At 70.7% G+C, this 23,494-nt stretch carries 24 protein-coding genes; 6 read left to right on the top strand and 18 right to left on the bottom strand.

The window, feature by feature from the left end; genetic code table 11:
* Positions 1-248: 248 nt before the first annotated feature.
* The 8 genes from rpsO to ABZ911_RS12435 form a co-directional block, all read right to left on the bottom strand.
* Positions 249-518, bottom strand: a complete 270-nt coding sequence (gene rpsO, locus ABZ911_RS12470; RefSeq protein ID WP_358054628.1) for a 30S ribosomal protein S15 — start codon at positions 516-518, stop codon at positions 249-251.
* A gap of 199 nt (positions 519-717) precedes the next feature.
* Positions 718-1,656: a bifunctional riboflavin kinase/FAD synthetase gene (locus tag ABZ911_RS12465; protein WP_358054627.1), complete on the bottom strand. Its 939-nt coding sequence runs from the start codon at positions 1,654-1,656 to the stop codon at positions 718-720.
* Between the two features lie 25 nt (positions 1,657-1,681).
* Positions 1,682-2,662: a dipeptide ABC transporter ATP-binding protein gene (locus ABZ911_RS12460; RefSeq protein ID WP_358054626.1), complete on the bottom strand. Its 981-nt coding sequence runs from the start codon at positions 2,660-2,662 to the stop codon at positions 1,682-1,684.
* Positions 2,659-3,606, bottom strand: a complete 948-nt coding sequence (locus ABZ911_RS12455) for an ABC transporter ATP-binding protein (protein WP_358054625.1) — start codon at positions 3,604-3,606, stop codon at positions 2,659-2,661. The genes ABZ911_RS12460 and ABZ911_RS12455 overlap by 4 nt, the downstream gene beginning before the upstream one ends.
* On the bottom strand, positions 3,596-4,567 hold the full coding sequence (locus ABZ911_RS12450; RefSeq protein ID WP_358054624.1) for an ABC transporter permease: 972 nt from the start codon (positions 4,565-4,567) through the stop codon (positions 3,596-3,598). Before ABZ911_RS12450 ends, ABZ911_RS12455 begins: the two co-directional genes overlap by 11 nt.
* A 1-nt stretch (position 4,568) precedes the next feature.
* Positions 4,569-5,603 carry an ABC transporter permease gene (locus tag ABZ911_RS12445; protein ID WP_358054623.1) on the bottom strand — a complete coding sequence of 345 codons (1,035 nt, stop codon included), beginning with the start codon at positions 5,601-5,603 and terminating at the stop codon, positions 4,569-4,571.
* Positions 5,603-7,282 (bottom strand): ABC transporter substrate-binding protein, encoded by a 1,680-nt coding sequence (locus ABZ911_RS12440; protein WP_358054622.1) that lies wholly within the window; start codon positions 7,280-7,282, stop codon positions 5,603-5,605. The genes ABZ911_RS12445 and ABZ911_RS12440 overlap by 1 nt, the downstream gene beginning before the upstream one ends.
* A complete protein-coding gene (locus ABZ911_RS12435; RefSeq protein ID WP_358054621.1) occupies positions 7,279-8,187 on the bottom strand; it encodes a proline iminopeptidase-family hydrolase in 909 nt (302 codons plus the stop codon). The genes ABZ911_RS12440 and ABZ911_RS12435 overlap by 4 nt, the downstream gene beginning before the upstream one ends.
* A 116-nt stretch (positions 8,188-8,303) precedes the next feature.
* On the opposite strand from ABZ911_RS12435, the gene ABZ911_RS12430 reads away from it, so the two are divergent.
* The gene (locus tag ABZ911_RS12430) at positions 8,304-9,101 is read left to right on the top strand and encodes an FCD domain-containing protein (protein WP_358054620.1); all 798 of its coding nucleotides are present in this window, start codon (positions 8,304-8,306) and stop codon (positions 9,099-9,101) included.
* On the opposite strand, the gene ABZ911_RS12425 is transcribed toward ABZ911_RS12430, so the two are convergent.
* Positions 9,079-10,440: a leucyl aminopeptidase gene (locus tag ABZ911_RS12425; RefSeq protein WP_358054619.1), complete on the bottom strand. Its 1,362-nt coding sequence runs from the start codon at positions 10,438-10,440 to the stop codon at positions 9,079-9,081. The genes ABZ911_RS12430 and ABZ911_RS12425 overlap by 23 nt on opposite strands.
* 80 nt (positions 10,441-10,520) lie before the next feature.
* Here ABZ911_RS12425 and ABZ911_RS12420 point away from each other — a divergent pair, with 80 nt between their 5' ends.
* Positions 10,521-11,540, top strand: a complete 1,020-nt coding sequence (locus tag ABZ911_RS12420; protein ID WP_358054618.1) for an SAM-dependent methyltransferase — start codon at positions 10,521-10,523, stop codon at positions 11,538-11,540.
* 28 nt (positions 11,541-11,568) lie between these two features.
* Here the strand turns inward: ABZ911_RS12420 and truB are convergent, their stop codons facing one another.
* The 8 genes from truB to rimP all read right to left on the bottom strand — a co-directional run bounded on the left by truB (position 11,569) and on the right by rimP (position 19,862).
* Positions 11,569-12,441: a tRNA pseudouridine(55) synthase TruB gene (gene truB / locus ABZ911_RS12415; RefSeq protein WP_358054617.1), complete on the bottom strand. Its 873-nt coding sequence runs from the start codon at positions 12,439-12,441 to the stop codon at positions 11,569-11,571.
* Positions 12,441-13,595, bottom strand: a complete 1,155-nt coding sequence (locus tag ABZ911_RS12410; RefSeq protein WP_358054616.1) for a bifunctional oligoribonuclease/PAP phosphatase NrnA — start codon at positions 13,593-13,595, stop codon at positions 12,441-12,443. The genes truB and ABZ911_RS12410 overlap by 1 nt, the downstream gene beginning before the upstream one ends.
* A gap of 8 nt (positions 13,596-13,603) precedes the next feature.
* Positions 13,604-14,074, bottom strand: coding sequence for a 30S ribosome-binding factor RbfA (gene rbfA, locus ABZ911_RS12405; RefSeq protein ID WP_358054615.1), 471 nt, complete (start codon positions 14,072-14,074; stop codon positions 13,604-13,606).
* Between the two features lie 180 nt (positions 14,075-14,254).
* Positions 14,255-14,551, bottom strand: coding sequence for a DUF503 domain-containing protein (locus ABZ911_RS12400; protein ID WP_358054614.1), 297 nt, complete (start codon positions 14,549-14,551; stop codon positions 14,255-14,257).
* A gap of 228 nt (positions 14,552-14,779) precedes the next feature.
* Positions 14,780-17,935: a translation initiation factor IF-2 gene (gene infB / locus ABZ911_RS12395; RefSeq protein WP_358054613.1), complete on the bottom strand. Its 3,156-nt coding sequence runs from the start codon at positions 17,933-17,935 to the stop codon at positions 14,780-14,782.
* Between the two features lie 111 nt (positions 17,936-18,046).
* On the bottom strand, positions 18,047-18,361 hold the full coding sequence (locus tag ABZ911_RS12390; protein ID WP_358054612.1) for a YlxR family protein: 315 nt from the start codon (positions 18,359-18,361) through the stop codon (positions 18,047-18,049).
* Positions 18,345-19,349 (bottom strand): transcription termination factor NusA, encoded by a 1,005-nt coding sequence (nusA, locus tag ABZ911_RS12385; protein WP_358054611.1) that lies wholly within the window; start codon positions 19,347-19,349, stop codon positions 18,345-18,347. Before nusA ends, ABZ911_RS12390 begins: the two co-directional genes overlap by 17 nt.
* A 12-nt stretch (positions 19,350-19,361) precedes the next feature.
* On the bottom strand, positions 19,362-19,862 hold the full coding sequence (gene rimP, locus ABZ911_RS12380) for a ribosome maturation factor RimP (RefSeq protein ID WP_358054610.1): 501 nt from the start codon (positions 19,860-19,862) through the stop codon (positions 19,362-19,364).
* 262 nt (positions 19,863-20,124) lie between these two features.
* Here rimP and ABZ911_RS12375 point away from each other — a divergent pair, with 262 nt between their 5' ends.
* The 4 genes from ABZ911_RS12375 to ABZ911_RS12360 all read left to right on the top strand — a co-directional run bounded on the left by ABZ911_RS12375 (position 20,125) and on the right by ABZ911_RS12360 (position 21,659).
* Complete coding sequence (locus ABZ911_RS12375; RefSeq protein ID WP_358054609.1) at positions 20,125-20,604, top strand: hypothetical protein; 480 nt, start codon at positions 20,125-20,127, stop codon at positions 20,602-20,604.
* The gene (locus ABZ911_RS12370; RefSeq protein WP_358054608.1) at positions 20,601-21,068 is read left to right on the top strand and encodes a ferritin-like domain-containing protein; all 468 of its coding nucleotides are present in this window, start codon (positions 20,601-20,603) and stop codon (positions 21,066-21,068) included. Before ABZ911_RS12375 ends, ABZ911_RS12370 begins: the two co-directional genes overlap by 4 nt.
* A gap of 65 nt (positions 21,069-21,133) precedes the next feature.
* A complete protein-coding gene (locus ABZ911_RS12365; RefSeq protein WP_358054607.1) occupies positions 21,134-21,337 on the top strand; it encodes a DUF4236 domain-containing protein in 204 nt (67 codons plus the stop codon).
* Positions 21,338-21,455: 118 nt separating this feature from the next.
* Positions 21,456-21,659 carry a DUF4236 domain-containing protein gene (locus tag ABZ911_RS12360; protein ID WP_358054606.1) on the top strand — a complete coding sequence of 68 codons (204 nt, stop codon included), beginning with the start codon at positions 21,456-21,458 and terminating at the stop codon, positions 21,657-21,659.
* Between the two features lie 47 nt (positions 21,660-21,706).
* Here ABZ911_RS12360 and ABZ911_RS12355 read toward each other — a convergent pair whose 3' ends face one another.
* Positions 21,707-23,449: a proline--tRNA ligase gene (locus tag ABZ911_RS12355; protein ID WP_358054605.1), complete on the bottom strand. Its 1,743-nt coding sequence runs from the start codon at positions 23,447-23,449 to the stop codon at positions 21,707-21,709.
* Between the last annotated feature and the right edge of the window lie 45 nt (positions 23,450-23,494).

The raw sequence follows: 23,494 nt of genomic DNA, 5'->3' as shown, positions 1-23,494 counted from the left end.
CGCGCCCATTTCTCACCGGCACCCTCGTAAGGTGCAGCGCCGGTCTTCGATCGAAGCGCCCGGTCGTTCTTACCGGAAGCCACTACCGAGGACCGGCCCGCAGGCGTCGCGGGTCGCATGGTGCTGTGCGGACGCGGGGGCTTGTGTGTCTCGGATATTCAGTTGTACGGCAGTGCCCGGGGTGGCCGACGTGCGACGCGCCGGGCCATATGCGAAGGGAGCGGCGCGAGCGCCGCTCCCTCGTCACTCTATCGGCGCAGGCCGAGCCGCTCGATGAGCGAGCGGTAGCGCGCGATGTCGTTGCTCATGAGGTACTTGAGCAGACGACGCCGACGACCGACGAGCAGAAGCAGACCACGACGGCTGTGGTGGTCGTGCTTGTGCGTCTTCAGGTGCTCGGTGAGCTCGCTGATGCGCTTGCTGAGCAGCGCGATCTGCACCTCGGGCGACCCGGTGTCGCCTTCGGCCGTCGCGTACTCGGCGATGATTTCCTTCTTGGCAGCGGTGTCGAGGGACACGGCTCTCCTTCAATCTACGGGCACGCGCGGATGAACAGGAATGCGAACGACCGTGCGTGCCTACAGTCGCCGCGTGAAGGCATCAGTGGCAGCGCGGAGCGCCACCGTTACAGAGCCGACATGCAAGGTTACCATCGCGATCCGACCGCTGGCACATCGTTCATTACCAGCCCGGGCGGGCTCGCGTCCACCGGTTCGCTCAGGCCGTCACTCTGCGGGTCTCGTCGACGTCGGCGTGGATCTGCGCGACCAGCTCCTCGATGGAGTCGAACCTGGTGTTGCCGCGCAGCCTGGCGGCGAAGTCGACGGCCACGTGCACGCCGTACAGCTCGAGGTCGTCGCGGTCGAGGGCGTACGCCTCGACGGTGCGCGGGACCCCCTCGAAGGTGGGGTTGGTGCCGACGGAGATGGCGGCCGGCCAGCGGCAGCCGTCGTAGGCGAGCGGCAGGTTGCCGCTGGGCACGCACTGCAGCCAGCCCGCGTAGACGCCGTCGGCGGGAATGGCGGTGTACGGGGGCGACTCGACGTTGGCGGTCGGGAAGCCGAGCTGGCGGCCGCGCTGGTAGCCGCGCACCACCACGCCCTCCACCCGGTGCGGGCGGCCCAGCCCTGCGGTGGCGCGCACCACGTCTCCGGCGGCCAGCAGCTCCCTGACCGAGGTCGAGGAGACGCCGGGCAGCAGCGGGACCACCTCGGTGACGAAGCCGTACTCCTCGCCGAGCTTGCGCAGCAGCTCGGGGTCGCCCGCCGCCTGGTGGCCGAAGGTGAAGTTCTCCCCGACGACGACGCCCGCGGCGTGCAGGCGGTCCGCCAGCACCTGCTGGGCGAACTCGGCGGGCTCCTGCCTGGCCAGCTCGGCGGTGAACGGCACCGTGCACAGCGCGTCGGCGCCCAGGTCCGCGATCAGCTCGGCGCGCCGCCTGGCGGTCGCCAGCCTCGGCGGGTGCGCGCCGGGCCGCAGCACCTCGGCGGGCCTCGGCTCGAAAGTGAGCGCGACGCAGGGCACCCCGAGCTCCCGGGCCAGGGCGACAGCCCGCGCGATCACCTGCGCGTGCCCCCGGTGCACCCCGTCGAACACGCCGATCGTGACCACGGACCTGCCCTCGGGCACATCCTCGAGTCCGTGCCAGCTCTGCACGCTCGCCCCATTCGCTCGTGGCGGATCAATCCACCACCAGAGTGCCATGCGCGGCGACGTTCCCCCCAATCGAGGGGTAGTGGCAGGCGACCTGCCGCTCCCCGACCACGCGCAGGGCGGGCCGTTCGGTACGGCACCGCGCCTGCGCCACCGGGCAGCGCGGGTGGAAGGAGCACCCGGAGGGCCGGTCGATCGGGTTGGGCACGTCCCCGGTGAGCACGATCCGCTCCCGGCGCGGTGCCCCCGACCCGTCGTCGATCTCCGGCACGGCCGACAGCAGCGCCCGGGTGTAGGGGTGGGCGGGCGCGTCGTAGAGCCGCTCGGCCTCGGCCACCTCGACCACCTCGCCGAGGTACATCACCGCGATCCGGTCCGAGACGTGCCGTACGACGCCCAGGTCGTGGGCGATGAACACGTAGGTGAGCCCGAGCTCCTCCTGCAGGTCGGCGAAGAGGTTGAGCACCTGGGCCTGCACGGAGACGTCCAGCGCGGAGACCGGTTCGTCGGCGACGACGAGCTTGGGCGACAGCGCGACGGCCCTGGCGATGCCGATGCGCTGGCGCTGGCCGCCGGAGAACTCGTGCGGGTAGCGGTCGAGGTGCGCGCGGGTCAGGCCGACCACGTCGAACAGCTCGGCCACCCGCCGCCTGATGGCGGCGGCGTCGCCGTACTTGTGCACGCGCAGCGGCTCGGCCACGGCGTCGCCCGCGGTGCGGCGCGGGTTGAGCGAGGCGTAGGGGTCCTGGAAGACGAGTTGCACGCCTTTGCGGATCGGCCGGAGCCTGCGCCGCGACAGCGTGGTGATGTCCTGCCCGTCGAACTCCACGGTGCCCGAGGTGAGGTCGGTCAGCCGGACCAGGCAGCGGCCGAGCGTGGACTTGCCGCAGCCCGACTCCCCGACGACACCGAGGGTCTCGCCCGCGCGCACCTCCAGCGAGACGCCGTTGACCGCCTGCACGGCCTTGAAGTGCTTGACCACGTCGGTGGCCTTCAGCAGCGCGCTCATCTGGTCCTCTCCTCGGCCGGCAGCCAGCAGGCGTCGAGATGGTCGGTGCCGACGAGCGGCGGGGCCTCGTCGCAGGCCGCGTGGCGGTGGGCGCAGCGGTCGGCGAAGGGGCAGCCGCCGCCGGTCGAGGCCCCGGGCGTGCCGGGGATGGTGGCGAGGCGGCGTACCCTCGGCCCGCCCACCCGGGGGACCGAGTCGAGCAGGCCCCAGGTGTAGGGGTGGCGCGGATGGTGGAAGACGGCCTGGCGCGGGCCGCGTTCGACCGCGCGGCCGCCGTACATGACCAGGACCTGGTCGGCGGTCTCGGAGACGACGCCCATGTCGTGGGTGATCATGACGATGGCCGAGCCGTGGTCGTCGCGCAGGCGGCGCATCAGGTCGAGGATCTGCGCCTGGGTGGTGACGTCGAGCGCGGTGGTGGGCTCGTCGGCGATCAGCAGCGCGGGGCTGCAGGACAGGGCCATCGCGATGACCGCGCGCTGGCGCATGCCGCCGGAGAACTCGTGCGGGTAGGCGTCCACCCGCTTGCCGGGGGCCGGGATGCCGACCTCCTCCAGCAGGCCGATCGCCCGCTTGCGGGCCTCGGACCTGGACACCTTCTCGTGCGCGCGGATCTGCTCGGCGATCTGCCAGCCGACGGTGTAGACGGGGGTGAGCGCGGTCATCGGGTCCTGGAAGATCATCGCGATCTCCTTGCCCCTGATCGCGCGCATCTCGCGGTCCTTGAGGGCGAGCAGGTCACGGCCCCGAAAGGTAACTTTTCCGGAAATTTCCGCACCTGGGGTGCGGATGAGGCCGAGCAGGCCCATCATCGACACGCTCTTGCCCGAGCCGGACTCTCCCACGATGCCGAGGACCTCGCCCTGCCGTACCGAGAAGGACAGGCCGTCGACGGCGGTGAAGGAGCCGAAGCGGACCCGCAGGTCCTGGACGTCAAGCAGCATGGCGCACCCTCGGGTCGAGCCGGGCGTACAGGACGTCCACCACGGCGTTGGCCAGCACGACGAAGAAGGCGGCGTACAGCACCGTGCCCATGATCACGGGCAGGTCGAGGTTCTGCAGCGCCTGGTAGGTGAGCTTGCCGACGCCCGGCAGGCCGAAGACCACCTCGGTGAGCAGCGCGGCGCCGCCGACCAGCGCACCGAAGTCCAGGCCGAACAGCGACACGATGGGGATCAGCGAGCATCTGAGCGCGTGCTTGATCAGGATGCGTCTCTCCGACAGGCCCTTGGCGCGGGCCGTACGGACGTAGTCCTCGTTGAGCGCGTTGATCAGCTCGCCGCGCAGCAGGCGGGCGTAGATGCCCGCGTACAGCAGCGCCAGCGTCAGCCAGGGGAACAGCAGGTGCAGCGCCCACTGCCCGGGGCTCTGCGAGAAGGGCACGTAGCCGAGCGGCGGCACCCAGGAGAAGACCGAGTCGTGCAGCTCCTTCTGGGTGATCAGGTTGACCACCTCGCCCAGCCAGTAGACCGGCAGCGAGACGCCGAAGACGCCGAGCAGCATGACCAGCGGGTCGACCAGCGTGCCGCGCATGGCCCCGGCGAGGGTGCCCATGACGACGCCGAGCACCATCCAGATCACCGCGGCGCCGACGACCAGGGAGAGCGTGATCGGGATCGCGTCGATGATCTGCGGGATCACCATCACGCCGCGGTTCACGAACGAGGTCAGGTCGTGGGTGATGAACAGGTGCTTCATCATCATCGCGTACTGGATCGGCAGTGGCTCGTCGAGGCCGAAGGAGGCGCGGACCTGGGCCAGGGTGGCCGGGTCGGCGTTCTTTCCGGCGATGCGGGCGGCCGGGTCCACGCCGGGGGTGGCGAAGAAGATCAGGAAGACCAGGACGCTGATCGCGAACAGCACGAGGATGGCCGCGCCAAAGCGCTTCGTGATATATCCGAGCATGTCAGGCGCCTCCCCGCAGGCGGGCGTTCGGGTCGAGCGCGTCGCGCACGCCGTCGCCGAACACGTTGAGCGCGACCGCGGTCAGCGCGACGAACAGGCCGGCGCTGATGGTGATCATCGGCCGGGAGTACAGCAGCGCGAGGCCGTCGTTGATGATCGTGCCCCAGCTCGCGTCCGGCGACTGCACGCCCACCGACAGGAACGACAGCGCCGACTCCGTCAGCATGTTCAGCGCCGTCATCAGCGGCAGGAACACCACGACGGTCGGCAGCACGTTCGGCAGCACCTCGCGCCACATGACGCGCGCGTCGCCCGCGCCGATCCCGACCGCCGCGTGCAGGAAGTCCTTGCCGCGCAGCGCCATCACCTGACCGCGCAGCGGCCTGGCGACATACGGGACGTAGATCAGCGCGATGATCACCACCGGCATGGCGAGGCTGCCCGCGTCCAGATGGATCGGCCCGACGTGCAGGCCGCTGGTCAGCAGCACCACCGACAGGCAGATGGCCAGCAGGTAGACCGGGAAGGCCCAGATCACGTCGAAGCAGCGGGACAGGATCGAGTCGATCCAGCCGCCGAAGTACCCGGCGACGACGCCGAGCACGGTGGCCAGCGCGCAGCAGAGCAGCGCGGCCGACAGGCCGATCAGCAGGCTGTTGCGCCCGCCGTACAGCAGCCTGGCCATGACGTCGCGGCCCTGGTTGTCGGCGCCGAGCAGGTAGTGGCCGGGGTCCCAGGTGGGGCCGATCGGGGTGACGCCCAGGCCGAGGCCCTCGGTGCTCTGCTGCAGCACCTGGACCTCCTGGCCGTTCACGATCGTGGTGCCGGAGACGTTGGACACGAACGGGTCGGTGTGCGCGACGGCGCTCGCGTACAGGGGGGCCAGCAGGCACGCCAGCGCGATGAGCACCAGCGCGCCCGCGGCGACCATGGCCGAGCGGTTGCGGAGCAGGCGGGCGCCGGCCTGTCGCCAGGGTCCGGTACCCGCCCTGGACGGGGTGGTGCCCACCCCGTCCAGGGCCAGGTCCGCTGCCATCACTTCACCCAGAGCTGGCTGACCAGCATGAAGAACTGCTTGTGGAACTGGTAGTTACCGACCCGGCTGGAGACGAAGTCGACCTGCTTGGGGTTGAACAGCGGGACGATCGGGCTCTGCCGCATCAGCTCGCGGTCGATCTCGCCCCACTTGGCGTTGGCCGCGTTCTTGTCGGTCAGGTCGAGCGTCATCGCCTCGGTCATCCGGGCGTCGATGTCCTTGTCGCAGAACCCGGCGATGTTGATGCTGGAGTCGCTGCCCTCACGGAAGGAGGCGCAGGACAGCAGCACGTGCAGGAAGTCCGAGGCGGCCGGGTAGTCGGCGTACCACTGGGTGACGCTGACCTGCACGTCGTTCTTGGTGTTCTGGATGTAGTTGAAGTGGATGTTGGTGGAGATGACCTTGAGCTTGGCCTGGTAGCCGATCTGCTCCAGCACGCTGCGGACGTACTCGCCGACCTGCTTGCTGATCTCGTCGTCCGACACCGTCACCGCGACCTCCTGGCCCGCGGTGCCCGACTGCTGCACGAGCTGCTTGGCCTTGGCCAGGTCGGCCTGCGGGTAGTCGCAGAAGTCGGCGTGGCCGGGGATGCTCTCGGGCAGCAGCGTGCAGGCCGGCTGGGCGACGTTCGCGCCGCCGAAGATCTTCACCAGCGCGTTCCGGTCGACCGCCCACTGCAGGGCCTGGCGGGCCTCGAGCTTGTCGAAGGGCGCGATGTTGGTGTTCAGCGGCAGGTACCAGAACGCCGACAGCGGGTTCACGTGCGCCTGCGAGGCGTACTTGCCGCCGATCTCGGTGAGCCGGTCGGCGGGCAGCGGGTCGAAGATCCAGTCGCCCTGGCCGTTCTGCACGGCGGTGACCGCCGCCTCGGCCGTGAGGCCGTAGGAGTAGAGGATCTCGTCGGGGTAGCCCTGCGGCTGCGCCTCGCGCGACCACTCGGTGAAGTGGGGGTTGCGGACGAGCTTGAGCTCCTTGTTCGGGTCGTAGCTCTGCGCCACGTAGGGGCCGGTGCCGGGGATCGGCTTGGTGCTCTGGTCCTTGGCCGGGGTCGCCTTGGGCAGCACCACGGCGTGCGGGAGGGCCAGCTTGAGCAGGAACTCCGAGTCCGGCTCGACCAGGTTGATCGTCACCTTGCCGGTCGCCTTGTCGACGACCACGCCCTTGTCGAGCGAGCAGTCCTGCGGCTTCTTCACGCAGGCGGCGGCGCCCTCGATACCGGCGTAGAAGGTGCCGGAGGTGGGGCCCGAGGCCTTGTAGATGCGCTCGAAGGAGGCCTTGACGTCGTCGACGGTGACCTCGTCGCCGTTGGCGAACTTCACGCCCTTGCGCAGGGTGAAGGTGTAGCTCTTGCCGCCCTCGGCGGCCACCGGCATGGCCTCGGCCAGGTCGGCGGTCAGCTCGTAGGACGCCTGGCCGCCGACCTTCTTGAAGGCGAGCAGGCCGTCGTACATGGCCTGGAAGATCTGCCAGTTGCCGTTGCTGTAGTTGATGTGCGGGTCGAGCGTGCCGTCGCCCGCCTTGGCCAGCAGCTTGAGCGTGCCGCCCTTGTGCTGCTCCTGGAAGCCCGCGGCCGCGGTGGCGGCGGGCTGGTCGCCCTGGGCGGTGGGGGCGGTGGCGGCACCCCCTGAACAGGCGGTGGCCAGCGCGAGCAGGGCCACCAGGGGGATCGTGCGCTTCATGCGGAGTCCTTGGAATCGAGGAACGAGCCGACCACCTGGAGGTAGAGCTCCTCCTCCTCGATGTGCGGCATGTGGCTTGACTGCTCGAACAGCTCCCAGCGGACGTCGGGGATGTGGTCCGCGAAGGGCTGCACCGTGCGAGGGGTCGCCTCGTCGTGGCGTCCTGAGACGAGCAGGGTCGGGGCGGTGACCAGGTGCAGGCGGTCCTCGACCGTCCAGTCCTTGAGCGTCCCGATGACGTGGAACTCCGTCGGCCCGTTCATCGTGTGGTACACGGTCGGGTCGGCCTCGGTCTTGGCGTCGCTGGCCAGGACCTCGGCGGGGGTGGGCGAGATCCGGCAGACGTGCCGGAGGTTGAAGACCTTCTCGGCCGCGCGGTAGTCGGGGTGGCCGGTGGTGCCCGCGGCCTCGTGCTCGCGCAGCGTCCGCTCGACGTCCTCCGGCAGCTCCCGCCGCAGGCGGTCGCACTCCTCGCGCCACAGCTTCATGGAGGCGGGCGAGTTGGCGATGACCAGCCCCTTGAGCCCGTACGGCCGGCGCACCGCGTGCTCGGCGGCCAGCATGCCGCCCCACGACTGCCCGAGCACGTGGTAGCCGTCGCCGATGCCGAGGTGGGCGAGCAGGTTGTCGAGCTCGTCGAGGAACAGCTCGACGGTCCAGAAGTCGGCGCCGCGCTCGGGCAGGTGGGTCGACAGGCCGACGCCGAGCTGGTCGTAGTGCACGACCGCGCGGTCCTGCTCGGCCAGCCTGGCGATGCGCAGCGTGTAGTCGTGCGCGGCACCGGGACCCCCGTGCAGCACGACCAACGGGGCCTTGGGTGAGCTCAGGTCGCCGGTGACGCGATACCACGTCGACCACTCCCGGAAGGGGGCCAGACCCTGAGTGGCTGGTTCGGGGATCGCCACCACAGTTCTCCATGTCGCTAGATGAGACGTATGTCCGTCTTTTGGGACATCATATGGATTAATGGCCTGAGCACAATACCTTTTACGAAGGCGAGACCTTGTGTAACGTTCCGCTTGTGCATCCCGAAGACGACCTGTCGCGCGTGCTGGGGCAAATGCTCGACAACGACGGCCAATCGGCCGTCCTGAGCCCGGTGAAGGTCCCGTCTGTCGCCACCGAGGTGGCCGACCGGCTGATGACCGCCGTCGCGGTCGGCGAGTACCTGCCCGGCGAGCGCCTGCCCGGCGAGCGCGAGCTGGCCACGATCCTCGGCGTCAGCCGGGCCACCGTGCGCGAGGCCATCGGCAGGCTGCAGGCCGTCGGCATCGTGGAGATCCGCCGCGGCCGTACCGGGGGCGCCTACGTCCGCGCCAGCTGGACCGAGGCGACCGCCTCGGCCGTGCGCCGGACGCTGGTGCCCAGGTGGGCCGAGCTGGAGCAGCTCTTCGACCTGTACGGCCTGGTCGAGGGCATGGTCGCGGCGACCGCGGCGCAGCGCCGTACCGGCTCCGACCTGAGCGCGATCAGGATGGGGCTGGACGCCTACGCGAGCGCGACGACGTTACGGGACGAGCAGCTCGCCGACCGGGCCTTCCACGCGGCGGTCGTGGCCGCCACGCGGAACCCGAAGATCCGCGCGCTCAGCCAGGAGGTGCTGACCAGGGTCAGCCTCGGCTTCCCGGTCGAGCCGTACGGCGAGGACGACCGCGAGAGCTACCAGCGCGCCCTGGCCGAGCACCGGCAGATGTACGCCGCGATCGCCGACGGCGACGCCGAGCTCGCGCGCGACATCGCCACCCGGCACTTCACGATCACCTCCGAGATCATGCGCACCATGCTGGAGCGCAGCCTCAGCAGCGCTCCAGATAGCTGACCAGCGTGCGCACCATCGCCCCGGTCGCGCCCGCCGGGCCGAGATCGGTGGCCCCGTCCAGGTAGGCGGTGGTGGCGAAGTCGAGGTGCGCCCACGGCAGCCCCGCGGTGAACGGCTCCAGGAACAGCGCGGCGATGGTGGCGTCGGCGTGCGCGCCGCCGTCGTTGCGCGAGTCGGCGATCTGCGACTCCAGCCTCTTGGCGTACGGCCGCCAGAGCGGCAGCTCCCACATCGGCTCGCCCGTCCGCTCCCCCGCCTCGATCAGCTCGGCGGTCAGCGCGCGGTCGGAGCCGAGCACACCGGTGATGTCCTCGCCGAGCGCGTGCATCACCGAGTAGGTCAGCGTGGCGGCGTCGATCAGCACGTCCGGCGCCGACTCGGCCAGGTAGGCCAGCGCGTCGGCGAGCACCAGGCGGCCCTCGCAGTCGGTGTCGATGACCTCGGTGGTCCGCCCGTTGCGGTGCCGCAGCACGTCGCCGGGCCTGGTCGCGTGGCCGCTGACCATGTTCTCCGCGGCGGGCACGACCGCGGTCACGCCCACCGGCAGCTCCAGCCTGGCCGCCGCCTGCACGACCGCGAGCATCGTCGCGCCCCCGGCCATGTCGCACTTCATCTCGGCCATCGCCTTCTGCCCCTTGATGTCCAGGCCGCCGGAGTCGAAGGTGATGCCCTTGCCCGCCAGCCCGACCCGCTTGCGGCCCTCGCCCCGGTAGGTGACCTCGATCAGGCAGGGCGGATTGGCGCTGGCCGCGCCCACTCCCGCGATGCCGCCGAAGCCGCCCGCCCGCAGCGCCTCGTCGTCGAGCACGGTGACCTCCAGGCCCGTGGCCCCGGCGATCTCCCGGGCCCTGGCCGCCAGATCCATCGGCACCAGATCGCCCGCGGGGGTGTTGACCAGGTCACGGGTGAGGTTCACCGCGTCAGCGACGATCCCCGCCCGGCGCGCGTCACCGTCCCCGAACACGATCAGCCGCCGCACCGCCCGGGTGTCCGGCGCGCTCTTGTACCCGTCGAAGCGGTACCCGCCCAGCCGCACCCCCTCGACGACCGCCTCCGGGTACGGCAGCGCCACCGCGACCGTGCCGAACCCGGCCAGCCTGGGCGCCACCCGCCCGGCCGCCCGCCTGACCTCGTGCTCGTCGCTCTCGTCGGCGATGACGAGCAGGGCCTGGGCGGTGAAGGGGTCGCCGTCCCGGCGCGGCAGCAGCAGCTCACCGCCGTCGAAGCGGACCCGGTCGAGCGCCTCGCCCAGACCGAGCGCGCGGGCGGCGGACTCGGGCAGGACGAGCAGGTCCGCGTCCACCTCGGCGGGCTTGAGCGGAGTGAAGGACACCTCCATGAGGCGACTCCTTAGGGGGATCGAAGTAAAAATGGTTCGCCAAGCAAACCATAAATTTCAGACGGTAGCATCAGTCCACCATGCCGACTTACGCGCTACTGATCCTGCCCGCCTTCAACCGGGTCTACGGCGAGAGCACCCTCCGCCTCACCCGCTCCGAGCTGGCCGTCTTCGGCCGGCGGGCACTGGCCGCCGAGGTCTCCGACGTCGAGGAGAGATCCATCGGCGGCGTTCCCTACCTCACCTTCGAGACCGGGGAACCGCTCACCGGCGCCGATGTGGCCGCACTGTCCAACCTGTCGTCGGTCTACGCGCTGTTCGGCGTCGAGGGCGAGCTGCTCAGGCCGCTCGCGATGCGCCCGCTCGACCGGCTCAGCAGCGACCTGATCACCATCCAGAAGTACGCTGGCAAGACCAACGAGCACTTCACCAAGCTGCTGCTCAACGTCACCGTGCTCGCCTCGGCGTTCCCGCTCGACGGCCGGCTGTCGGTGTTCGACCCGATGTGCGGGCGCGGCACCACGCTCAACCAGGCCCTGATGTACGGCTACGACGCCACCGGCGTGGACCTCGACTCCAAGGACTTCGAGGCGTACTCGGGCTTCCTGAAGACCTGGCTGAAGAACAAGCGCTTCAAGCACACGGCCGAGGTGGTGCCGGTGCGCAGGGAGCGGGCGCTGGCCGGGCGGCGGCTCAACGTGTCGTTCGCGGTGACCAAGGAGGAGTTCAAGGCCGGGGACGTGCAGCGGGTGTCCGTGGTCAACGCCGACACGCTGCGCAGCCGGGAGTTCTTCAAGCCGCGCTCGTTCGACGTGGTGGTGACCGACGCGCCGTACGGCGTGCAGCACGGCAGCCGGGGCGGCGGCGGTGGGCTGTCGCGCAGCCCGCTGGAGCTGATCCGGTCGGCGCTGCCGGTGTGGACCGAGCTGCTGCGGCCCGGCGGGGCGATCGGCATCTCCTGGAACACCTACGGCGGCAGCCGCGACGACCTGGCGGCGATCTTGCGCGACGAAGGACTCGAAGTCCAGAAATATCCGGACTTCGAGCACTGGGTGGACCAGGCGATCGTCCGCGACATCATGGTCGCGGTCAAGCCCTGACCCGCACGCCCTGACTTCGCTCGCGGGGTCAGCCCACGAAGACGGCGAGGGGCTTGGCCGCGCGGCCCTGCTCCTCGACCAGGGCCAGCAGCTCGTCACCCGGACCGAACACGCCGATCGGCCCGTCGCCGAGCCCGAGCGACGGCAGCCGCCCGCCGTGCGAGACGATCTTCGCCTCCTCGGCGGTCACATCGCGGCGCGGGAACGCCGCCGCCACGGCCGCGCCGATCGGCAGCACCGAGCACTCCACGCCGAGCTCCTCGATCGTCTTGGCCGCCGAGATGTCGTACGGCCCGACCCGGGTCCGCCGCAGGTACGTCAGATGCCCCCCGACCCCGAGCCCGCCGCCCAGGTCGCGGGCCAGGGCACGGATGTAGGTGCCGCTGGAGCAGCGCACCGTCGCGTCCACGTCCACCACGTCGTCGTGCACCCGGACCGCCGTCACCTCGAACGCGTGCACCGTCACCGGCCGGGCCGCCAGCTCGACGTCCTCCCCGGCGCGGGCCCGCCTGTAGGCGCGCTCGCCGTTCACCTTGATCGCGCTCACCTGCGGCGGCACCTGCATGATGCGCCCGGTCAGCGCCTCGACGCCGCGCCGTACGTCGGCCTCGGTCACCTGCCCGGCCGGGACGATCGCAGTGACCTCGCCCTCGGCGTCGTCGGTGTTGGTGGTGACGCCGAGCCGCATCGTCGACTCGTACACCTTCTCGGTCAGCGCCAGGTGCCCCAGCAGCCTGGTCGCCTTCTCCACACCGATCACCAGCACGCCGGTCGCCATCGGATCGAGCGTGCCGGCGTGCCCGACCCTGCGGGTGCCCGCGAGGCGGCGCATCTTGCCGACGACGTCATGCGACGTCCACTCGGCCGGCTTGTCGACGATGATCAAGCCACTCTCGGCCATCAGGACATCCTCAGTACGTCGCGGAAGCGAGCCATCGTCACGTCGACGGGCTCGTGAGAGGTGAATCCGGCGGCACCGGCATGGCCGCCGCCGCCCAGCGCACTACAGATCTTCGCCACGTCGACCGCCCCCTTGGACCGGGTCGACACCTGCCAGGCCCCCTCGTCGTCCTCCTTGAGCACGACGGTCACCTCGGCCTCGTCGGTCCGCCGCACGACGTCGATCACACCCTCGACCTCCGAGTACGGCAGCCCCTGCGCGGCCCGGTCGCCACGCGTGATGTACGTCCACACCATCCCCAGCCCCTCGCGCTCCAGCACCGCCCGCCCGAGAGCCGCCGACAGCACGGCCAGGTACCCGAACGGTGACCGGTCCCACAGCTCCCGCGCCAGCACGTCAGGACGCAGCCCGGTGGCGACCAGCCGCGCGGCCATCTCATGCGCCTCCGGCGTCGTGGACGAGTGCCGGAACGACCCGGTATCGGTCACCAGCCCCACATACAGACAGGTCGCCACGTCCTTGGACAGGCTCCCGCCAAGGCGGTAGATCAACTCCTCGGTCAGCACGGCGGTCGCCGCGACGCCGGGGTCGATCAGGCTGATCGTGCCGAACCCGGTGTTGGACGGGTGGTGGTCGATCACGATCACCTCCCGCGCCTGGCCGGCACTGGCGGCCAACAGGCCCAGCCGTTCGAGCGTCGAGGAGTCGAAGGTGATCATCAGCTCCGGCGCGGCCGGGAAGTCGGCGGGCGAGGAGAGCAGTTCCTGGAAGGGCAGGAAGTGCAGCAGCCCGGGCACACCGAACTGCCGGTCGCCGAAGGAGGCGACCACACGCTTGCCCATGCCGGTCAGGATGCGCGCCATGGCGAGCATGGAGCCGAGCGCGTCACCGTCCGGCGAGACGTGGCAGGCCAGCGCGATTTCGTCGGCCTGCCGGACGAGCTCGACCGCCCGCCCCCAGACCTCCTCGGAGAGCACTCCCGCGCCACCCGTCCGGGCGTCGGCGGGGAAACCGTTCGCGGTCGGGGCGGCTTCCCGCTCCGACCGGCTCGCGGGTGTGGCACGTTCCCGAGCGGGCGAGGCCGCCGCCCCCGCGTGCGCGGAGTCGGCGGCCTCGCTCGGCGGCCCTGCCGGGCCGTCGAACGTGTCACGCACCTCGGGCGTCACGTCGCCGGGTGCCCCGCGCGGTCGGACGGCTCGTCCTCGTCTTCGTCCACGTCGGGCTTCTTGTAGGGATCCGCGTCACCGGCGTACTGGGCGCCGGCGGCCTTGGCCGCCACCTCGGCGTCCTTCGCCTTGGCCACGGCCAGCAGTTGGTCGAGCTGGCGGGCGCTGTCGGGCAGCGGGTCGTGCTGGAAGGTCAGCGTCGGGGTGTGGCGTACGCCGGTCTGGCGGCCCACCTCGGAGCGGATGATCCCCTTGGCACTCTCCAGCGCCGCCGCCGTGTCGCCGCGCTCGGCCTCGGAGCCGAAGACCGTGTAGAAGACCGTGGCCTCCCGAAGGTCGTTGGTGATGCGCGTGTCGGTCACGGTCACGAAGCCCAGGCGCGGATCCTTGACCCGGCGCTCCAGCATCTCGGCGACGATCTGCTGGATGCGATCGGCGAGCTTGCGCGCGCGTGCGGCGTCCACCATGTTCGCTCCCCCTCACTCACGACGACCGGCCGCGGAGGGCGGCTCCGGGCCTGCCGTACATCATCTTCGTGTTCCTTGTCGCGGCGGGTTCCGGGATCGCCGTCCCGGACCCGCCGCTCATGCTCATGCTCGCTGCAACTTCGGAGCGTACGCCCAGAAATACACCACAAATGACTGCGGTCAGTCCTGGTCGTTGTAGAGCCGTCGGCGGGCCGACAGCAACTCGATTTCCGGGCGGAAGGCCACCATCCGCTCGCAGGCGTTCAGGACCTCGTCGCAGTTGCCCGCGCTCGCGGAGACGACCGCGACGCCGATCTCCGCCCTGCGGTGCAGGTCGAGATGGCCGGTCTCGGCCACGGCGGCGCCGGGAAAGCGCCGCAGCAGCTCGGCGACCAGGGGACGCACCACGGATCGTTTCTCTTTCAGCGAGTGAACGTCGCCGAGCAGGATGTCCAGGGTCAGGGCACCGACATACATCGTTGGTCACCACCGCTGAGCTCGTGAGCGAAACGCGCGCCAGGCAGCGCCGCGGTGGAGAGCCTGGCCAGGCGAGCGCCGTACGGCGGAACGGAGGACCCGCCCCACCGCACGATGCGCGCGCGGACGGATTGCCCGCCCACGCGCACGATGCACGCTTGGACGGTCTTCCCGTCCAAGCGTGCGAGGGGCGCCCGGCGAACGGTCCGCCGAGCGCCCAGCCGCGTGTTACGCGCGCGGCTTCTCCCGCATCTCGAACGTCTCGATGACGTCGTCGATCTTGATGTCGCTGTAGCCGACACCGATACCGCACTCGAAGCCCTCGCGGACCTCGGTCGCGTCATCCTTGAAGCGACGCAGCGACGACACCGTGAGGTTGTCGGCGACCACGACACCGTCGCGGATGATGCGGGCCTTGCTGTTGCGCACGATCGTGCCGGAGCGGACCAGCGAACCGGCGACATTGCCGATCTTCGGCACCTTGAAGACCTCGCGGACTTCGGCGGTGCCCATCTGGACCTCTTCGAACTCGGGCTTGAGCATGCCCTTGAGCGCCGCTTCGATTTCCTCGATCGCCTGGTAGATGACCGAGTAGTAGCGGATGTCGACGCCCTCGCGCTCGGCGAGGTCGCGCGCCCGGGGCTCAGGCCGGACGTTGAAGCCGATGATGACCGCGTTGTCGTCGGCCACCGCCAGGTTGACGTCGTACTCGGTGATCGCACCGACGGCGCGGTGCAGGACACGGAGCCTGACCTCGTCGCCGACGTCGATCTTGAGCAGCGCGTCTTCCAGGGCCTCGACCGAACCGGACACGTCACCCTTGATGATGAGCTTGAGCTCGTCGACGCGGCCCTTCTCGAGGTTGCTGAACAGCTCCTCGAGGGTGAGGCGACGGCTCGACTTCGCCATGTCGGCGCTGCGCTTGCGCGCCGCGCGCTGCTGGGCGATCTGGCGGGCCATCCGGTCGTCGGTGACGACGATGAAGTTGTCACCGGCGCCGGGCACGGCCGTCAGACCCATGACCAGGACCGGACGCGAAGGCGTGGCCTCCTCGACCGGGTCGCCGTTGTCGTCGAGCATCGCCCGGACGCGGCCGAAGGCCTCGCCACAGACGATCGAGTCGCCGACACGCAGCGTGCCGCGCTGGACCAGCACGGTCGCCACCGGGCCGCGGCCCTTGTCGAGGTGCGCCTCGATCGCGATGCCCTGAGCGTCCATCGACGGGTTGGCCCGCAGGTCGAGCTCGGCGTCGGCGGTCAGCAGGATCGCCTCGAGGAGGTTCTCGATGCCGGTGCCGTTCTTGGCCGAGATGTCGACGAACAGGGTCGAGCCGCCGAACTCCTCGGCGACCAGGCCGTACTCGGTGAGCTGGGCCCGCACCTTGTTCGGGTCCGCGCCCTCCTTGTCGACCTTGTTCACCGCGACCACGACGGGCACGTCGGCCGCCTGGGCGTGGTTGAGCGCCTCGATCGTCTGCGGCTTGACACCGTCGTCGGCCGCGACGACCAGGACGGCGATGTCGGTGGCCTGCGCACCACGGGCACGCATGGCGGTGAACGCCTCGTGACCCGGGGTGTCGATGAAGGTGACCCTGCGGTCTTCGCCCTCGTGCGTGGTCGAGACCTGGTAGGCGCCGATGTGCTGGGTGATGCCACCCGCCTCGCGCGCCGCCACGTTCGTCTTGCGGATGGCGTCGAGCAGCTTCGTCTTACCGTGGTCGACGTGACCCATGACGGTCACGACCGGCGGACGCGCGGCGAGGTCGGCCTCGTCGCCCTCGTCCTCGCCGAACTCGATGTCGAAGGCCTCGAGAAGCTCGCGGTCCTCCTCCTCCGGGCTGACGACCTGGATGTTGTAGTCCAGCTCGGCGCCGAGGAGCTGCAGCGTCTCCTCGTTGACCGACTGCGTCGCGGTCACCATCTCGCCGAGGTGCAGCATGATCTGCACCAGCGACGCCGGGTTGGCGCCGATGCGGTCGGCGAGGTCGGACAGCGAGGCGCCGCGCGGAAGCCTGATGGTCGCGCCACCACCGCGAGGAGCCTGCACGCCGCCGATCGTCGGAGCCGACATGTTGTCGAACTCTTGACGCCTCTGACGCTTCGACTTGCGACCGCGGGCCGGACGACCGCCGGGACGGCCGAAGGCACCCGCGGTGCCACCGCCACGACCACGACCGCCGCCACCGGGACGACCGGCGAAACCGCCGCCACCGCCACCGGGACCACCGGTGCCCGTGCCGGGACGGCCTGCGCCGCCGCCACCACCGGGACGACCGGCGAAACCGCCGCCGCCACCGGGACGGCCACCGCCGCCACCGCCGCCGGGACGGCCACCGCCGCCACCGCCGCCGGGACGACCAGCGCCGCCACCGCCGCCGGGACGACCAGCGCCGCCACCACCGGGACCGGCGGGACGACCCTGCGGCATCATCATCGGGTTGGGACGCGGACCACCGGGACGCGGACCACCGGCACCGGGGCCGGGACGCGGGCCACCCGCGCCGGGACCGGGACGCGGACCGGCCGCACCACCGGGAGCGCCGGGCGCGCCACCACGCGCGGCGGGCGGACGGGGCATCGCCCCGTCACGGCCGCCCTCGCGGGGCGGGCCCTGGCGGTCGCGAGGACCGGCGCCGGGAGCGCCGTCACGGGGACCACCGGGACGCGGCGGACGGGACTGGCCCATGCCGCTGGCGTTGGACGAGAACGGGTTGTTACCCGGACGCGGGCCGCGCGGACCGGGCTTGGGCCCGGCGCCGGAACGACCCTGACCGCCGCCGGCCGGAGCACCGGCGCCGGGACGCGCACCCGAAGGAGCGCCACCCGAAGGAGCACCAGAACGCTGAGCCGGGCCGGGACGCGGGCCAGGCCTGGCCGCGGGGCCGGGACGCGGGCCGGACGCCGCGGGACGCGTGGCGCCGCCGCCGCTCTCGAAGCGGGGAGCCTGCGGCGCCTCGCTTCGCGGAGCCTCGGCCTTGGGGGCCTCGGTCTTGGGTGCCTCGGCGCGCGCGGCCTCGGGCTGCGGCGCGTGCGGCATCGGAACCGGCGGGCGCGGCGCGCTCACCGGGCCGGGCCTGGGACCCGGCTTGGGGCCCGGACGCGGGCCTGAGGAAACCGGCGCCTGTGCGGTGCCGTTGCCGGCCTGGCTGCTGTCAGCCGGCCGGGGAGCAGCCCTTGGCGGCTGCGGCTTGGACGACGAACCGCCGCCCTTCGAGGACCCACCCTTGGGTGCGCCCAGAGCTTCGGTGAGCCTGCGGACCACCGGCGCTTCTATGGTGGAGGACGCCGAACGGACGAACTCCCCCATCTCCTGGAGCTTGGCCATGACGACCTTGCTCTCAACGCCGAACTCCTTAGCGAGCTCGTATACCCGGACCTTTGCCACTGCACTCCCTTACTCGGCCCGGGAGGCTGGCAGTGCCGCCGGACCGTCGTTACCTTGACGTCTTCATCGCCGCGTGCTCATCAGGCGCTCATAGCAATCTGACTCCGCCCATCAACTCGGCGTCCTACATGACATTTCGTGGATCTCCTCTTCCAGGTGCACCCGCACGCGCGAGGCGTCAAGCGGTCCCTGCACGCGAAACGCGCGGGGGAACGCTCGGCGACGCTCGGCGAGCTCCAGACAGCGCAGGTCGGGATGCACCGAAGCACCCCGGCCGGGAAGCCGTCCTCGCAGGTCAGGGATCACAAGACCCTCGACCCGCACCAGGCGGAGCAGCTCCGACTTGGCCGTGCGAACCTTACAGCCCACACAGGTTCTCAGCGGAGCTGCTTGGCCACCATATTCCAGCTTACCGTGTGGACGCATCTACGGGACCGGCGGCGTCCTCCGCCTGGGTGTCAGGACGGATGTCGATCCGCCACCCCGTGAGCCTCGCGGCGAGCCTGGCGTTCTGCCCTTCCTTGCCGATGGCCAGGGAGAGCTGGTAGTCGGGCACGGTCACCCGGGCCACCCGCCCGTCGAGATCGAGAACCTCGACGTGTGAAACACGTGCGGGCGAAAGCGCATTCCCCACGAACTCCGCGGGGTCCTCCGACCAGTCGATGATGTCGATCTTCTCGCCGTGCAGCTCCGCCATCACGTTGCGCACCCGCGAGCCCATCGGCCCGATGCACGCGCCCTTGGCGTTGACGCCCGGCTTACGCGACCGAACCGCGATCTTGGTACGGTGACCGGCCTCGCGAGCCACCGCGGCGATCTCCACGGTGCCGTCGGCGATCTCCGGCACCTCCAGCGCGAAGAGCTTCTTGACCAGCCCCGGGTGAGTGCGCGACAGCGTGACCGAGGGCCCCTTGTGCCCCTTCTTCACCTGCACCACATAAGAGCGGATGCGCTCGCCGTGGACATAGTCCTCGCCGGGCACCTGCTCGTTGTGCGGCAGCACCGCCTCGATCTTGCCGAGGTCGACGAGCACCACCCGAGGGTCCTTGCCCTGCTGGATGACGCCGGCCACCAGCTCGCCCTCGCGGCTGGCGAACTCACCGAAGTTGATCTCGTCCTCGGCGTCCCGCAGCTGCTGCAGGATGACCTGCTTGGCGGTGGTCGCGGCGATCCGGCTGAAGTTGCCAGGCGTGTCGTCGAACTCCCTGAGGATCTCGCCGTCCTCGTCGATCTCCGCGGCCAGGATCGTGACGTGCCCGCTCTGCCGATCGAGCTGGGCGCGCGCCTTGGGCGCCGCGCCCTCGGTACGGAAGTAGGCGATCAGCAGCGCGTCCTCGATCGCCTTGACGACCAGGTCGAAGGAGATGTCCTTCTCCCGCTCCAGGCTGCGCAGGACGCTCATGTCGATGTCCACGAAGCTCCCCCCTTAGCCTTCGTCGCCGTCGTCGTCGCCCTCGTCGGCGTCGTCGAATCGGCTGAATTCCACTTGGACCCGGCCGAGTGCCAGGTCCTGATAGTCGAGCCGGCGCGGTTTGCCGGCGACGTCGAGCTCGACACCGTTTTCGTCGGCGGAGCGCACCCGGCCCTCCACCACGGCGCCGTCGCGCAGTTCGGCCTTGACCAGCCGCCTGGCCGCGCGGCGCCAGTGGCGCGGCTCGGTCAGCGGGCGGTCGACACCCGGCGAGGAGACCTCCAGCGTGTAGGCGGCCTCGCCCATCACGTTGTCGGCGTCGAGCGCCGCGGACACCGCGTTGCTCACCTCGGCCACGTCGTCGAGAGTCACTCCGCCGTCTCGATCGACGACCACGCGCAGCAGGCGGCGCTTGCCGGCCTTCGTGATCGTGATGTCCTCCAGATCGAGGCCCTCCGCACCGACGACGGGCTCGAGGAGCTTCATCAGGTGGTCGCGGGATGAGGCGCTGCCCATATCGACCTCCCCTATTGTCATGTTCTCAGCCGGGCGAACCTCGCCGCCGGCTCTCCGTTGCGCCTGGTCCGGAAGGACCAGAAACCCTCGCTGTCGGGCTCTGACCGCTAGCGACGACAGTTCACACCCTATCCGTACCAGGGCACGGAACGAGCGCCACTCGACGTGTACGACACGTCCCGGTTCAGAGCGAGCACCCCGGTGAGCCCGTACGATGCTGGGAGCCTTCCGCGCCCATGTCCGACCACCCGGAGGTCCTTCCGTGCGCCCGCGTCCCGTGTCCAGGCGAGCCGTGCTGGCCGGTGCGGCGGCGCTCGCGGCCCTGTCCGGATGTACGGCCGGCGAGCCGGAGCCCACCGCCGCCCCCGCGCCCGACCCCGAGCACGTCCTGCTGCGCGACGTGATCGCCGAGAAGGAGCGCACGATCGCCCTCTACTCGGCGCTCATCGACGGCGGCGCGACCAAGCTGACCCCTTTCCGCGCCCGCCACCAGGCCCACCTCGCCGAGCTGCGCGAACGCCTGCCGCGCGCCGCCCCCCTCCCGTCCGGCACGCCGACGGCCACCCCTTCCCCCTCCCCGGCGGCGAAGCCGTCCCTCACCCGGCTGCGCGACCTGGAACGCAGGTCGGCCGCCCTCCGCGCCCGCCAGCTCACCGAGGTCTCCCCGGCCCTGTCCCAGCTCCTGGCCAGCATCGGCGCCTGCGAGGCCACGCACGCCCTGGCCCTGCCGAGGTCGGTATGAACAGGAAGAGCGCCGACGAGGTCGAGGCGCTGCGGAAGGTCCTGGCCGCCGAGCACGCGGCCGTGTACGCGTACGGCCTGCTCGGGGCCCGGACGACGGGCGCCCTGCGGTCCCGGGTGAGCGCCGCCTTCGACGCGCACCGGGGGATGCGCGACCAGCTCCGTTCCCTGATCACCACCCGCGGCGGCAAGCCCTCCGAGCCCGAGGCGTCCTACGCCCTTCCGGTCACGCCCGGCAGCGCCGCCGAGGCCGTCCGCCTGGCCGTGCAGATCGAGTCCGGCGTCACCACCGCCTACCTGGAGCTCACCGCCACCCCGTCACCGGCCCTGCGCCGCCTGGCGGCCCTGGCCATGCAGGAGTCCGCCACCCGCTCGTACGGCTTCCGCCCCACCCTCACCGCCTTCCCGGGCATGCCCGCGCCGGCCTCTCCCTCGCCGTCCGCCAGCCCGACGAGCAGCGGCTGACCCCTTTACCTTCTTTACCCGGACATATCCGTGGATTTCCGGGGTAGCTGGGGTGCTCGCTATTCATGGAGGTTCTCATGGGATGGGGATATAGAAAGTCGATCAAATTCGGCCCGTTCCGGCTCAACCTGTCGCGCGGCGGGGTCGGGCACAGCTGGGGTAATCGCGCTTTCCGTGTCACCAGGACCGCAGACGGCCGCCGTACCCTGTCGATCAATCTTCCCGGTGGATTCCACTGGCGTAAGTCCTTGGGCTCCAACCGCCGATAGCCCCACAAGCCGAGACGCCGCCTCCCTCCCCCGAGAGGCGGCGTCTCACTGTCTGCGGGAACTCGGCCGGAACTCCATTCGTTTTCACGACATATCGCGAAGATCCAGAGGAGGGTACGTGGGCTGGCACTACCGGAAGTCCATCAAGATCGGCCCGTTCCGGCTCAACCTGTCCCGTCACGGGGTGGGCCACAGCTTCGGCAACCGCCGCTTCCATGTCAGCACGACTCCGGACGGCCGCCGCCACGTGACGCTCCGCCTTCCGGGCGGCTTCCAGATAGGCAGGACCTTCGGCGGCCGTCGCCACCACGGGCACTACTGACCCGGTCCCGGGAGAGACGGTGAACGCCTCTCCCGGTCGGCGGGTGTCTAGCGGGCGGCGGAGACGACGCGGTCGACGGCCTCCGCGAGGGGGATCTCCTCCTTGGTGCCCGAGGCCCGGTCGCGCAGTTCGACGACGCCCTGGGACAGGCCGCGGCCGATGACCAGGATGGTGGGCAGGCCCAGCAGCTCGGCGTCCTTGAACTTCACCCCGGGGGACACCCCGGCGCGGTCGTCGACCAGGACGCGCAGGCCGCGGGACTCCATCTCCTCGGCCAGCTTGAGCGCCACCTCGATCTGGTTCTCCTTGCCGGTGCCGACGATGTGCACGTCGGCGGGGGCGACCTCGCGCGGCCACACCAGGCCGAGGGAGTCGTGCTTTTGCTCGGCGATGACGGCGACGGCGCGGGAGACGCCGATGCCGTACGAGCCCATGGTGATGCGGATGGGCTTGGCGTCGGGGCCGAGGGCGTCGAGGCCGGCGGCGTCGGCGTACTTGCGGCCGAGCTGGAAGATGTGGCCGATCTCGATGCCGCGGTCGATGGACAGCTCGGAGCCGCATCGGGGGCAGGGGTCACCTGCCCGCACCTCGGCGGCCTCGATCGTGCCGTCGGGGGTGAAGTCGCGGCCCGCGACCACGTCGACGGCGTGCCTGCCGGGCTCGTTGGCGCCGGTCACCCAGGAGGTGCCGGTGACGACGCGCGGGTCGACCAGGTAGCGGATGCCCAGCTCACGCAGCACCTGCGGGCCGATGTAGCCGCGGACCAGGCCGGGGTGCCTGGCGAAGTCCTCGGCCTCGAAGATGGCGGGCTCGCCGGGGGCGAGCATGGCCTCCAGGCGCTTGAAGTCGACCTCGCGGTCGCCGGGCACGCCGATGACCAGCGTCTCGACCTTGTCCGAGCCGGGCGTGGTGATCTTGACGACGACGTTCTTCAGGGTGTCGGCGGCGGTGATCGACATGCCGTGCTCGGTGTTGAGGTGGTCGACGAGGGTCTCGATGGTCGGGGTGCCGGGGGTGTCGAGCACCCGCTGCGCTGCCAGGCCGTCAAGAGCCCGGACGGGCGGCGCGGGGGTGGTGACGGCCTCGGCGTTGGCGGCGTAGCCGCAGGAGTGGCAGGCCACGAAGGTGTCCTCGCCGGTGGGGGTGGGCGCCAGGAACTCCTCCGACGCGGAGCCGCCCATCGCCCCCGAGGTGGCGAAGCAGATCTTGTAGTTGATGCAGAGGCGGTCGAAGGTCTTGATGTAGGCGTCGCGGTGCTGCTCGTAGGAGCGCTTGAGGCCGTCGTCGTCGAGGTCGAAGGAGTAGGAGTCCTTCATGACGAACTCGCGCCCGCGCAGGATGCCGGCCCTGGGCCTGGCCTCGTCGCGGTACTTGGTCTGGATCTGGTAGAGCGTGACCGGGTAGTCCTTGTAGGAGGAGTACTCACCCTTCACCATGTCGGTGAACAGCTCCTCGTGGGTGGGCCCGAGGAGGTAGTCGCCGCCCCTGCGGTCCTTCAGCCGGAACAGCGTGTCGCCGTACTCGGTCCAGCGGCCGGTCGCCTCGTAGTACTCGCGGGGCAGCAGCGCGGGGAAGAGCACCTCCTGGGCGCCCATCCGGTTCATCTCCTCGCGGACGACCCGCGCGACGTTCTCCATGACGATCTTGCCCAGGGGCAGCCAGGAATAGATGCCGGGGGCGACGCGGCGGACGTATCCGGCGCGGACCAGCAGCTTGTGGCTCGGGACTTCCGCGTCTGCCGGGTCGTCCCGCAGGGTGCGAAGAAACAACGACGACATGCGCAGCAGCACGGCTACTCCTTGCTCGAACCCGATACGGAAGGTCTACAGGCTATC

It is taken from the genome of Nonomuraea sp. NPDC046570 (assembly GCF_040645915.1).
GTDB lineage: Bacteria > Actinomycetota > Actinomycetes > Streptosporangiales > Streptosporangiaceae > Nonomuraea.
The sequence above is the reverse complement of the archived record's forward strand: the minus strand, read 5'-3'. Positions and strand labels throughout refer to the sequence as shown.